General features: G+C 70.6%; 8 protein-coding genes, 1 pseudogene and 1 CRISPR repeat array. Of the genes and pseudogenes, 2 read left to right on the top strand and 7 right to left on the bottom strand.

The features are described from left to right. Positions 1-111: 111 nt before the first annotated feature. Positions 112-959 (bottom strand): IS5 family transposase gene (locus ACFWIC_RS31400; RefSeq protein WP_380520595.1). Its coding sequence is split into 2 segments (ribosomal slippage): positions 112-596 and positions 596-959, totalling 849 coding nucleotides; the frame shifts between segments, so codons are not numbered across the junction. A 182-nt stretch (positions 960-1141) separates the two neighbouring features. On the opposite strand from ACFWIC_RS31400, the pseudogene ACFWIC_RS31395 reads away from it, so the two are divergent. Continuing rightward, a pseudogene (locus tag ACFWIC_RS31395) lies at positions 1142-2579 on the top strand (IS1380 family transposase). Between the two features lie 404 nt (positions 2580-2983). On the opposite strand, the gene ACFWIC_RS31390 reads toward ACFWIC_RS31395, so the two are convergent. Beyond that, positions 2984-3394, bottom strand: a complete 411-nt coding sequence (locus ACFWIC_RS31390; RefSeq protein WP_329879784.1) for a VOC family protein — start codon at positions 3392-3394, stop codon at positions 2984-2986. Positions 3395-3603: 209 nt separating this feature from the next. Between ACFWIC_RS31390 and ACFWIC_RS31385 the strand changes: the two genes are divergently transcribed. Further along, entirely contained in the window at positions 3604-4665 is a 1062-nt protein-coding gene (locus ACFWIC_RS31385; protein ID WP_329879785.1) for an LLM class flavin-dependent oxidoreductase, read from the top strand. Between the two features lie 3 nt (positions 4666-4668). On the opposite strand, the gene ACFWIC_RS31380 is transcribed toward ACFWIC_RS31385, so the two are convergent. The 5 genes from ACFWIC_RS31380 to ACFWIC_RS31360 form a co-directional block, all read right to left on the bottom strand. Then, positions 4669-5124: a MarR family winged helix-turn-helix transcriptional regulator gene (locus ACFWIC_RS31380; protein ID WP_380361295.1), complete on the bottom strand. Its 456-nt coding sequence runs from the start codon at positions 5122-5124 to the stop codon at positions 4669-4671. A gap of 134 nt (positions 5125-5258) precedes the next feature. Beyond that, the gene (locus tag ACFWIC_RS31375; protein ID WP_329879787.1) at positions 5259-6944 is read right to left on the bottom strand and encodes an ABC transporter family substrate-binding protein; all 1686 of its coding nucleotides are present in this window, start codon (positions 6942-6944) and stop codon (positions 5259-5261) included. A gap of 47 nt (positions 6945-6991) precedes the next feature. Continuing rightward, positions 6992-9097: a dipeptide ABC transporter ATP-binding protein gene (locus tag ACFWIC_RS31370; RefSeq protein WP_380520592.1), complete on the bottom strand. Its 2106-nt coding sequence runs from the start codon at positions 9095-9097 to the stop codon at positions 6992-6994. Next, positions 9094-10077 carry an ABC transporter permease gene (locus ACFWIC_RS31365; protein WP_380520590.1) on the bottom strand — a complete coding sequence of 328 codons (984 nt, stop codon included), beginning with the start codon at positions 10075-10077 and terminating at the stop codon, positions 9094-9096. Before ACFWIC_RS31365 ends, ACFWIC_RS31370 begins: the two co-directional genes overlap by 4 nt. Before the next feature lie 13 nt (positions 10078-10090). Then, positions 10091-11074: an ABC transporter permease gene (locus ACFWIC_RS31360; RefSeq protein WP_380361298.1), complete on the bottom strand. Its 984-nt coding sequence runs from the start codon at positions 11072-11074 to the stop codon at positions 10091-10093. A gap of 587 nt (positions 11075-11661) precedes the next feature. After that, positions 11662-11875: direct repeats of the CRISPR family, unit length 31 nt; unit sequence CGGGATCACCCCCGCAGGCGCGGGGAGCAGC. Between the last annotated feature and the right edge of the window lie 979 nt (positions 11876-12854).

Below are 12854 nucleotides of genomic sequence, written 5' to 3'. Positions count from 1 at the left end.
CAGCGACGAGCATCGACCTCAGATATGTCCCCACTCATGAACAGTCCAACGAGCAAACCCAACAGCAGTCACGGTAAGCACCGTTGCAGTACTAGAGATCGTCTTCAAAGATCAGATCCAGAGCAGGATTGAGGCGATGGTGACGGCGGCCTGGTAGGACTCGCGGGTCTTGTCGTAGCGGGTGGCCAGGCCGCGCCATTGCTTCAGCCGGTTGAAGCAGCGTTCGACGACATTGCGGAGCCTGTAGGTGCGCCGGTCGAAGCCCGGTGGTCGGCCTCCGCGCGAGCCGCGGTTGAGACGGCCGAGCGCCTGGTCGGTGCGTTCTGGGATGGTGTGCGGGATCGCACGTCTGCGCAGGTAGGCGCGGATCTTGCGGGAGCTGTAGCCCTTGTCCGCAACGACGTGGTCGGGCCGGGTGCGCGGGCGCCCCGGCCCGACGCGGGGAACCCGGATGTCTTCCATCACGGCTTCCAGACGGGTGCAGTCGTTGGTGTTGCCGCCCGTGAGGACGAAGCCGAGCGGGCGGCCGCGTCCGTCGCAGGCCAGGTGGAGCTTGGTGCTCAGTCCTCCACGGGATCGGCCGAGGGCGTGATCACCCGCTTCGTCCCGGTCGAGTGCCCCCTTTTGCCGCCCGTGGCGTGCTGGTGGGCCCGCACGATCGTGGAGTCGACCGACACCAGCCAGTCGATGTCCCCGGCCGTATCCCTCTCCGCCTGGATCGCCCGCAGCATCCGCGAGAACGTGCCGTCCAGCGCCCACCTGCGAAAGCGCGTGTACAGGGTCTGCCAGGACCCGTAGCGTTCCGGCACGTCCCGCCAGGACGTGCCGGTCCGAAGCTTCCACACGATCCCGTTCAGCACCAGCCGGTCGTCCAACCGCGGACGACCGGCCATCCCTGAAGCCGGCAGGAACCGTGACAGCACAGCCCACTCGGCATCCGAAAGCTCATGACGATGCACCATGACCGCCATGATCCCTCATCACTTGATCAGCTTTGAAGACGGACCCCTAGGTTCCACGGCTGCGTTAGCACTGTCGGTCGATCTCTAGCCTGCGTGTTTCACTTGCGGCGGTGTCCGGATCATGAGCGGGAACGCGAAAGTGCCTTCTGCGCTGGGAAGATGAGGCTTGTCGAAGGTCTCTGTCAGCCCAGCAGGAAGGCACTTTCTACGTGCACACTACCGGGTCACGTCCCCGGCTCGTCGTCGCTACCGACGGGCGCGGGGTAGTCAGCCATGCCGGGTCCCGTTTGCTGGCCGATCTCGCCGACGCCACCGGCCTCACTCACGCCTTCGGTGACGCCCTGCGTCGGCTGCGTCCTCGTGGCACCGGCCACCAACCGGGCCGGATCGCGGTCGATCTGGCGGTGATGCTCGCCGACGGCGGCGAGGCCATCGCCGACCTGGCCCTCTTACGCGACCAGCCCGACGTCTTCGGCCAGGTCGCCTCCACACCGACCGCCTGGCGGCTGCTGGCCGGAATCGATCCGGCCGAGCTGGGAGCATTGCGCGCGGCCCGCGCCGCCGCCCGGGAGGTCGCCCGGCTGCAGGCCGACGAGACCCGTGAAGGAGGAATCCCGGCCGCGCAGGCCGGCGGGCGTGAGCTGCCGCGCCTGGTCCTGGACATCGACGCCACCCTCGTCACCTGCCATTCCGAGAAGGAACACGCGGCACCCACCTACAAACACGGATTCGGATACCACCCGCTGCTGTGCTTCCTCGACAACACCGGAGAGGCCCTCGCCGGCCCGGCTGCGGCCGGGAAACGCCTCGGCCAACACCGCCACCGACCACATCACCGTGCTCGACGCCGCGCTCGCCCAGATCCCCGACGCCCACCGCCACGGCACCGAGATCCTCATCCGCGCCGACAGCGCCGGATCCGCCAAGGCCTTCCTGGCCCACATCCGAGCCCTGCGCTCGCACGGCATCCTCGCGTCCTTCCCCGTCGGATGGTCTATCACCGAACCGGTCCGCCGGGCGATCCGCCACCTGCCCGGACAGGTCTGGCATCCCGCCCTCGAACAGGACGGCTCCCTGCGCGACAGCGCCGAGGTCGCCGAATTGACCGGCATGGTCGACCTGCCCGGCCCGCCCGAGGGCACCCGGATCCTCGTCCGTCGCGAACGCCCCCACCCAGGCGCCCAACTCACGCTGTTCGACCTGGACGAGGACATGCGCCACCAGGTCTTCCTCACCGATACCCCCTACGGCCAGGGCTCCCTGCAGTTGCTGGAGGTCCGCCATCGCGCACACGCCCGCGTCGAGGACCGCATCCGCTGCGGCAAGAACACCGGATTCGACCGGTTCCCCTCCCGCCACTTCCAGATCAACGCCACATGGCTGGAGTTGTCCCTGGCGGCTATCGACCTGCTCGCCTGGGCCCAGTCCCTCCTACTGGACGGGGAGTCGGCCACGGCCGAGCCGAAGAAGCTCCGCTACCGGCTGCTGCACGCGGCTGCCCGCATCACCCGGGGCGCCCGCCGTCTGCACCTGCGGATCGCCGCTACCTGGCCCTGGCGCCACGACCTGGCGACCGCCTTCACCCGACTGCAGGCCCTGCCGCGGCCCGTCACCTGACCGACCCGATCGTCCCCGTCCGCCCACGACCCGAGGCGAGATCGGCCAGACGCTGCGCCTGAACGCGAGCACGCCGCCATTCGGCGTTGCACATGGGAGCCTCCCCTTTGTCTTTCATCTCTCTTCCGTCTCCATCGAGGTCGTCGAGCGTCCGGGTGCCCGCCTCGGTGGGCACCCGGAGGCTCGACCGTGTGGACCGGTCCGCCGGACCCGGCCGGCCGCCGGTCGGGCGACTGTCCGACAGCGGCGGGGCGGAGTCCGGGCTCACGACCGGTTCACCGAGGTCCCGGACGCGGTCCTGGTGGGCGCCCGACACGGCACCCGCGTCCGCCCCGGTGCGCCGCCGCGTTCCGCACGGGTGGTCGCGATGTCGGCCCGCACGGCCGCACCGGTGCGCGCACGGGTCAGCGCAGCTCCTGGATGCGGACCAGGTTGCCCGCGGGGTCGCGGATCGCGCAGTCGCGGATGCCGTACGGCTGCTCGGTCGGCTCCTGGACGACCTCGGTATCACCGGCCTGCACCTTCTCGAACGTGGCGTTGAGGTCCGGGGTGGCCAGCAGGATCCAGCCGTAGGTGCCCTTGGCCATCATCTCGGTGATCGTGCGGCGCTCGTCCTCGGTGATGCCGGGATCGGCGGCGGGCGGCGCCAGAAGGATCGACGTGCCCGGCTGGCCGGGCGGGCCGACCGTGATCCAGCGCATCCTGCCCTGCCCGACATCGCTGCGGACCTCGAAGCCGAGGACGTCGCGGTAGAAGGCGAGCGACGCGTCCGGGTCGTCGTGCGGAAGGGAGGTCGTGTGAATGGTGATGTCCATGGTGAGCAGGCTAGAGGTGGCTCCGTGGAACGCGCTTCTCCATTCCTGATCGATCCGGACAGTCGGGACGGTGTCGCCGGCGAGTCGGCGGGTCACGATGCTGATCATCGCGATCGGCACGGTGGTCGGTGTCGGTCTCGTTCGGTTGCCGTCTTGACGGGGGGAGACCGTCTCCTCCAGAGTTCACATGTGAACCCAAGGGGAGGGGTGTGCTCGTGAAATTCCTGGCCAGTACGTTGGTTCCCAAGAAGAGCAGGGGACTGGGAAGCCCGCCGCTCAGCCGGACGGAGCGGTTCACGGAGCTGATCGATCTCGCACTGTGGGCCGAGCGGGTGGGGTACGACGCGTTCGGGGTCGGCGAGCGGCACAACCCGGACCTGCTGTCGGCGTCGCCTGCGGTGATCCTCTCGAACATCGCCGCCCGGACGACCCGGATCCGCCTGGTCACCGCGGTCGCGGTGCTGTCGCTCACCGACCCCGTCCGCTCCGCCGAGGACTACGCCACGCTCGACCACCTCAGCGGAGGACGGCTCGACCTGGTCATCGGCAAGGGCGGCGACCCGGTCGCGCCGAGCGTCTTCGGCATCGACCCGGCCGACCTGTGGGACCGGCTGGAGGAGGGGTACGAGCTGCTCCGGCGGCTGTGGCGGGAGGAGAAGGTCACCTGGGAGGGCCGCTACCGTCCGAAGCTGACCGAGGCCTCCCTCGAACCCCGGCCGCTCCAGCAGCCGGCGCCCCGGGTCTGGCACGGTTCGGCCACCAACAAGCGTTCCACCGAGCTGGCGGCGCGCTGGGGGGACCCGCTGTACTCGGCCAACGGCACGGACCGCGTCGACCACTACCTCGACCTGGTCGCCCACTACCGCGAGCGGCTCGCCTTCCACGGCCACGATCCCGACACCGCGCTGGTCGGCGTGGGCGTGCATTCCCCCATCATCACCGACCGCTCGCAGGACGCCCTGGCGATCGCGCGGCCGATGTTCGAGGCCTCGGTGGCCGAGCACTACCGCGATCGCGCCCGCTTCCCGTTCGAGTCCCTGGAGGACTTCATCGAGAACGGATCCGCGCTCGTCGGTACCGCCGAGCAGATCACCGAGAAGCTCCTCGGCCTGCACCGGAAGTTCGGCAACCAGGTGTTCGGCGTCGGAGTGGAGGGGTTCTTCTCGACCTACACGACGGACCTGGCGGTCACCCGCGGCTACCTCGAACGGTTCTTCGCCGAGGTCGCCCCCGTCCTGCGGGCCGAGATCCCCACCACCGTCTGGGAGTGATCCTCAGTCCGACGCATCCCGGCGCACATGGGCGCGGATCTTCCCGGAGATCGCGATGAGCCGCTCCACCTCGTCCGCGGTGAGAGCGCCGATCAGCTCCTCCCGGATGTGCCGGGCGCGGTACGCCTGCGCCCGGCGGAACACCGACAGGCCCTGCGGGGTGAGGGACACCGCCGTGGCGCGGGCGTCACCGGGCACCGGCTCCCGCTCCACCAGACCGCGCTGCTCCATGCGTCCGACGTGCTGGTGGAGCCGGCTCTTGCCGAACATCAGCGTCCTCGCCAGTTCGAACGCGCGCAGGGTGTGGCCCTCGGTGTTGCCCAGCGCGTCCAGAACCTGCCAGTCCGGCTCGGACAGCCCGGTGTCCTGCTGGAGCCTGCGGGTCAGCACCTGCCACAGTTCGACGTCCATGTGGAAGAAGGCGTCCCACAGTGCACGTTCGCGCTCTCGCTGCCGCATGGCTCCACACTGTACCGAGCCACCGCGCTGCTCCGTCCTCGTCAGCCTGCCGGCGTGCGGCCGGGGCGGGCCGCCGACGAGCACGGCGGCCCGATCGGCGGCTCCGCCTCGCCCCTCGCGGGGCGCCGGTGGTGCTACTTCTGCCAGCCGATGGTCTCGGGCAGCGGGCTGTTGAAGATGGCGGCACCGACGTTGGCGAGGCCCTTGCGGAGGCCGTAGGTGGAGGGTCCGCTGTAGAGCGGCAGGAGGGCGTGCTGCTGGAGGGCCTTCTGCTCGATCTTGTTGACGGCCGCGATCTGCTGGCCGATGTCGGCGATCTCTCCGGTGGCGCGGATCTCCTTGTCCAGCTCGGGGGTGCCGGCTCCAGTGATGTTGGAGTCACGGTCCGAGCAGTAGAAGTCGCACAGGTACCGTGCGCCGAAGGGGTCCGTCGAGCGGTTGCCGGAGATGAACAGGTCGAAGCGGCGGTCGCTGAGCACCTTGGAGAACTCGTTCACGGAGACCTTGTTGACGGTCAGTTTCACGCCGACGGTCTTGAGCATCGCGGTGAACGCTCCGGCGACGGCCTTCTCGATGGGGTCGTCTCCGAGCAGGGTGTAGCCGAGTGCGAGCTCCTGGCCGTCCTTGGTGCGGACGCCGTCGGCCCCGGGCGCCCAGCCGGCCGCGTCCAGGGTCTTCCGGGCCTGCTCCGGGTCGTACTTCAGCACGGCGGTGAGGTTGTCCTGGTAGCCCTGCTGGAAGCTGTAGAGCACCGCCGAGCCGGGCAGCGGTTCGGTGTAGTCGAGGCCCTGGAACCGGATCTTCGCTATCTGTGCGCGGTCGATGCTCTCCTGCACCGCCTTGCGGACCTGGACGTCGCCGAGCAGCGGGGACTTGGTGTTGAGGTACAGCGCGTACTCGAAGGGGCTGCCGCCGCTGCGGACCTCGGCGTCCTTGGTGGTCCTCACCTGCTTGAGGTTCTCCGCGGTCCCGACGGGGGCGTAGTCGATCTCGCCGTTCTTGAAGGCGTTGATCGCGGCGGCGCTCTCCAGGTTGACGTAGACGCGCTTGTCGAGCTTGCCCTTCCGGCCCCACCAGGAGGGGTTGCGCACGAAGGTGATGTTGCCGGACTGGGCGTCCCAGGTGCCCACGGTGTACGGTCCGGTGCCCCACTCGGGGTGGGCCGTCTTGACGTACGCCTGGTTGAAGTTGGCGACGGTCGCGGCCTGGGGGTGCAGGAAGGTGGTGAACAGCGCGGACCAGGAGGCGTTGACGCCCTTGAAGGCGATGACCGCCTGCTTGTCGTCCGCGCCCCGGGTGACGGACGTGATGAGGTCGTAGCCGTCGGTGGAGGAGGCCGCGTAGTCCTTGTCCGTGCCGTTGTTGGACTTCCAGGTGGCCTCGATGGCCCGCCAGTCGATCGGGGTGCCGTCGTTGAACACGGCCTTGGGGTTGAGGGTGATGACGACCTTTTGGTCGCCGCCCTCGACCGAGACCTTCACGTCGCTGTAGTAGTCCGGGTTGTACTGGACCTCGCCGGTGGGCGAGTAGGTGATGGCGTCGGCGTTGTACCAGGACCAGATCCGCAGCGTGTTCAGGGTGCCGTTGACGTTGAAGGGGTTGCCCTGCTCGTCGAAGGTGCCCGCGGTGGTGTAGGTGCCGCCGTCCTTGATGTTCTCGTACGGCTGGGGGTTGTAGTCGGTGACCGAGGACGCGACCTTGGCCGTGTCCTTGGCGGTCTCCTTGGCGTCCGGCCCGGAGGAGGACGAGGAGGAGCACGCGGTGGCGGCGACCGCGACGGCCGCGACGAGCGCGAGGGGCAGGGTGAGCTTCCTACGCATGGGGTGTCCTTGTGGGATCGGTGTGAAGGGGTGGGGCGGCGCGGGTGTCAGACCGCGTGGCAGGCGTACTGGTGGTCGGAGCCGTCCGGGGTCCCGGCGGTGGCCGGCCGTTCGGTGCGGCAGCGCGTCTGTACGCTCTGGTCGGAAACTCGGTAGAGCGGGCAGCGGTCGACGAACACGCAGCCCTCCGGCAGCCTGGCGGCGCTGGGCTGCTCGCCCGCGAGGACGATGCGCTCGCGGTGGCGTTCGCGCTCCGGGTCGGGCAGCGGGATCGCCGACAGCAGGGCCTTCGTGTACGGGTGCCGGGGCCGGGCGAAGATCTCCTCGGTGGCGCCGGACTCGACGATGTGTCCGAGGTACATCACGGCGATGCGGTCGGAGAAGTAGCGCACCACGGCCAGGTCGTGCGCCACCACGAGGTAGGCCAGGCCCAGTTCGCGCTTCAGTCGGGCGAGCAGGTTGATGATCTCGGCCTGCACGGAGACGTCCAGGGCGGACAGCGGCTCGTCCAGGACCAGCAGCCTCGGCTCGCGGGCCAGGGCGCGGGCGATGCCGACCCGCTGGCGCTGGCCGCCGGACAGGGCGGCGGGGAAGCGGTCGCCCATGGCGCGGTCCAGGCTCACCAGGTCCAGGAGCCGGGTGACCCGGGCCCGGACGGCCGTCCGGTCGGCGCCGGCGGCCCGGAGCGGTTCGGCCAGCAGGTCGAAGACGGTCAGCCGGGGGTCCAGGGCGTCCGTCGGATCCTGGAGGACGATCTGGATGTCGCGCCGCAGCTCGCGCACCTGGGCGGCCGACCGCAGCGTGGCGACGTCGGTGCCGGCCACCTCGATGCGGCCGCCCTCGGGGGCGCGCAGTCGCAGGACCTCGCGCAGCGTGGTGGTCTTGCCGCTGCCGGACTCCCCGACCAGACCCAGGGTTTCGCCGGCGCGCAGTTCGAAGCTGACGTGGTTGACCGCGTGCAGGGTCCCCACCCGGCGCCTGAGGACGGCTCCCTTGGTGACGGGGAACGTCTTGACCAGGTCCTCGACGCGCAGGACCACTTCGCCGGCGGTCCGCTCCCCGGCGCGGGCCGCAGGCACGGGCACGGCGCCCGCGGCCGGGTCGAGGCTTCCGTCGGCGATCTCCTGCGCGCGGTGGCAGGCGACCCGTCCGGGCTGCCCGGCCGGTGCGGTCAGGTCCGGTGTGGTCAGGTCCGGTTCGGTGGTGCGGCACACGTCCTGGGCCACCGCGCAGCGGGGCGCGAAGGGGCATCCGGCGGGCAGGGCGGCCAGCGAGGGCGGCTCGCCGCCGACCGGGATCAGGGGCCGGTGGACGCCGCTGTCCACGGTGGGGACGCTGGCCAGCAGACGGGCGGTGTAGGGCATCGTGGGCCGGCGGAAGAGCTCGTCGACGCCCGCGTGCTCGACGATCCGTCCGGCGTACATGACGGCGACGTCGTCGGCGTGGCCGGCCACCACGCCCAGGTCATGGGTGATCAGGACGAGAGCTGCGCCGGTCTCGCGCTGGGCCAGGCGCAGCACGTCGAGGATCTGGGCCTGGACGGTGACGTCGAGCGCCGTGGTGGGCTCGTCGGCGACGAGGACCGAGGGCTTGTTGGCGATGGCCAGGGCGATGACGACGCGTTGGCGCATGCCGCCGGAGAACTCGTGCGGGAACGACTTGGCGCGTTCGCGCGGGTCGGGGATGCCGACCAGGTCGAGCAGTTCCACCGCCTGCTCCCAGGCGTCCTTCGTGGACAGCTCCCGGTGCACGCGCAGGGCCTGGGAGAGCAGCCGGCCGACGCTGAAGATGGGCGTGAGCGCGGACATCGGGTCCTGGAAGACCATGCCGATGTCCTTGCCGCGCACCCGGGAGATCTCCCGGTCGTCCATCGCCGCCAGGTCGCGGCCGCCCAGCAGGATCCGGCCGCTGAGGTGTGCGGTGGGCGGCAGCAGGCCCATGACGGCGAGGGCGGTGGCGGACTTGCCGGAGCCGGACTCGCCGACGATGCCGAGGGTACGCCCGGGCAGGAGGTCGAAGTCGATGCCGCGTACGGCCTCCACCGGTCCGGCCTCGGAGGGGAAGGAGACGCGCAGGTCGCGAACGGACAGGACGGGTACGGGCTCGGCGGGCCCGGCCGCGGGCCCGGTGGGGCGGGCGGGTGCGAGGGTCATCGTCGGCCTCCTGCCGCGCCGGTGGATGTGGGGTCGAGGGCGTCGCGCAGGCCGTCGCCGACGAAGGTCATCGAGACGGTGAGGAGCACGGTCAGCCCGGCGGGGAAGGCGAAGAGCCAGGGGGCGCTGGTGATGGTGCCCGCGCCGTCGGCGAGCATCGTGCCCAGTGACACGTCGGGGGTCTGCACGCCGAAGCCGAGGAAGGACAGGGCGGTCTCGCTGAGCACGGTGGAGACCACGCCCAGGGTGAGGTTGACGATGAGCAGGGAGCCCAGGTTGGGAATGATGTGGCGCACGACGATGCGCAGGGGGCGCACGCCCATGAACTCCGCGGCGAGCACGTAGTCGCGCTCGCGCAGGGACGTCGACACCGACCAGACCACGCGGGCGGTGGACATCCAGCCGAACACCGTCAGGACGAGGATGAGGACCCGCCAGTCGCCGGCCAGCCGGTGCGAGACCAGGGCGAGGATGAGGAAGGAGGGCACGATCAGCAGGAAGTGGATGAGGGCGAGGGTGGCCTTCTCCACCCGCCCGCCGAAGTAGGCGGCGCCCGCGCCCACGACCGCGGAGATGGCGACGGTCAGCAGGGACACGCTCACCGCGATCGTCAGCGAGCGCTGGAGGCCGTGCACGGCGGCGGCGTAGATGTCGTTGCCGCCCTGATTGGTGCCGAACCAGTGCTCGGCACCGGGGGCCTGGGTCAGGGCCGAGAAGTCGGCGTCCGCGTAGCCGTGCGGGGTGAACAGGTCGCCGAACGCGCTGAACAGCACGAGCAGCAGGAAGATCACGACGCCGGCGACGGCGATCCGGTTGCGCAGGAAGCGGCGGAGGTAGAGGCGGTGCCGTCCCAGGTAGCGCCCGTCGTGCTCGGTGGGCGGCGGGTCGGCGGTCGGCCCGGGGGCAGCCCCGGTGGCGGGGGCCGTGGTGGCGGCGGTGGCGGTGGCGAGGACGCTTTCGGAGGTCGCGTCGGGACTCATCGGGGTGCCCATCTCAGCTGACCCGCACCCTCGGGTCGAGGAGAACGGTGGTGATGTCAGCGAGGATCGCGCCGACCGCGGTCAGGGCGGCGGCGAAGGCGGCGGTGGCCACGGTGCCGTGCACGTCGTTCTTGTTGATGGTCTGGATGAAGTACTGGCCCATGCCGTTCCAGCCGAAGATCGTCTCTGTGAGGACCGCGCCGGTGAAGGCGGCGGGGATGCTGAAGGCCACGGACTGGGCGGTGGGGATCAGGGCCGTGCGCAGGGCGTGTCGGCGGATCGCCTGGGCGCGGGTGAGCCCGGTGGCCCGGGCGGTGCGCACGAAGTCGGATCCGATGACGTCCAGCAGGAGGGAGCGCTGGGTGAGGTGGTAGCCCACGTACCCCGTCAGGGTGAGTGTCAGCGTCGGCAGGATCAGGTGCGCCAGCCGGTCACCGATCGTCGCCCAGAACCCTTCCACGTCGGGCGACTTCTCCCCTGCGACGTACAGGAAGTGCCAACCCGCCTGTTCGTTCAGCCGGATGGCGAGGAACACCAGAGCGAGGGCGGCGATCGACACCGGGACGTTGAAGAGCGCCATGGACAGGGCCTGGGCGGCCCGGTCCCGCCAGCCGTACTGGCGCGAGGCGGTGTGGACGGCGAGCGAGACACCGACGACGACGGACAGGACCGTCGCGCCGATCACCAGTTCGGCGCTGACCAGGGAGCGGTAGCCGATCTCCCCGTTCACCTGGACCCCGACCGGGGAGCGGCCCCAGTCGAAGCGCAGGACCACACCGGTCAGCCAGTCCCACCAGCGGTGGAACAGCGGCTCGTGCGGATCGAGGTTGTAGGGGGCCAAGGCCCGGGAGATCTGCTCCTCGGTGCGGACCGGGCGCAGCTCCTTGAAGTTCGAGCGCGGGTCGAGGAACCAACTGGCCAGGAAGTACGTGGCGTTGGTGGCCACGGCGATGACCAGGAGCCAGCCCGCCGCCCTGCGTGTCACGTACCGGAGCACGGACGCCACCTCCCCACCGGATGCGGCGGGTGCGGCTGGGGAGTAGCGGGTCTGGGGGAGCTAGGCATGCGGGTGGAACTCTTCCGATCCAGGGAGTGGTTGCACGACCGTGCAGAGGCCAGTCTGTGTGCGAGCGACACGTGGCACCAGAGATCAGGGCATTTGGACACGAAGACGAAATACCCCCGCAGCAAATGGACGTGTCCGCGTCACAATTCGATCGATCCGCAGGTGGGACGGGTCGTAGCAGCGCAGGGCCCCGGGCCCTGTGGCCGCTGCGGCCGGTGCGGTAGAGACGGCGTCAGCTTCCGGTGCGGGGAGGGGCGTCGGCCTCGCCCTCGGCCGGCCCACGCTCGCCGCGGCGGCATCCTGCTCAGCACCGTGCTCGTCGTGTCCCGGCCGGTCCGGGGCACGGCGATGTGGACGCCGCCGGACGAGACCCTCGGGAACCGGACGACGGCGACCTGGCAAGTGGGCCTGTTCGCGGTCCTGGTGTCGGTCACTCAACCGGGGCGTCGTAGTGAATCGCGTCCTCGGGGCCCCAGGGACAACGGAGTGGCGGCTCACCGTCGCCAGCGCCCGGCCGCCGGGATCACCCCCGCAGGCGCGGGGAGCAGCTGTCGGGCCGACACCGGCCGTGTCGGGCGCCGGGATCACCCCCGCAGGCGCGGGGAGCAGCGCTGACGGCGAGTTCAGCTGCTCGGCCTGTAGGGATCACCCCCGCAGGCGCGGGGAGCAGCCAGGCCCGTCGTCTCCAGGTCAACGCTCAGCGGGATCACCCCCGCAGGCGCGGGGAGCAGACTCTCTGACCAGTGACTCTACGGCCCGGGAAGCTGGTTCCGTGCATGATTCGTTGATTCGGTCATATCGGGTAGATGCTGTCGTACCGGATGGTCGTCTTTCCTGGGACTCGGCCTGCGGGTGGAGCGGTTCTGGACGTCCCGCCAACGGTAGCGCCATGGCGCTGGATACGGGCGCCAGGCAGCAGCCGACCCCCGCTCGACCGGGGAACTTCCCGCGGGCGTCGGTGTTGCCACCGAAGACCGGCCGACCCCCGCCCCGGCGGGAAGAACCAGGCACGCACGTGTCGCCGCGGCCGGGTGACCCTCTTGTAGAGGGAAAGCTGGGACGGCGTCCCGATCGACCTCACCCACCGCGGCCAGCCTCCGCCCGCGCGAAGACGACCCCATCGCCGCCAACCCGACAGGCAACCCGGTTGCCGCTCTCCGCACCCGCAGGGAGGACGACCTCGGGCTCACCCTGCTGGGCAACCACGTCGGCTCCGCCGAGCGCGCCCAGGAGCTTTCCGACGCGGTCGCCGGCCTGGTCGATGTGCGCGGCTGCCCGGCCTGCCCCACCGCCCATCTATGCACCCGCGACCTCAAGGCCACCGCCTGACGCTGCGCTCGGGGGGCGCCGGGGTGGGACTGTCCTCAGACCGTCCCACCCCGTTTCGCCTGGTGGGAGCGCTTCGCGATGTGCTGGGGCAGGGTTGGGACGGGTGCACCGGCCCCGCCTGGTGACCCGGAGCTGCCAGGCTGGGAAATCATGACCGCCCGTCGCAGCCTCTCGCTGCCCGCCTTCTCCGAGCCCGCCACCGACGCTCCCGTGCCCGCCCAGTAGGGTGGCCGCCGGGTTTCTTCCGGTCGAGCAGGGCTCGGACCTTCGCCAGCCGCCCGGCGAGACCGAGCCCGCACCCGCGCTGGCCCGGCGCCCCTGGCCCCCGACGGACTCGCCTTCTGAGCAGCTCACCACCTACCCCACCGCCTGCTGTCTTCCC

It is taken from the genome of Kitasatospora sp. NPDC127035 (genome assembly GCF_042726075.1).
Taxonomy (GTDB): domain Bacteria; phylum Actinomycetota; class Actinomycetes; order Streptomycetales; family Streptomycetaceae; genus Kitasatospora.
The sequence above is the reverse complement of the archived record's forward strand: the minus strand, read 5'-3'. Positions and strand labels throughout refer to the sequence as shown.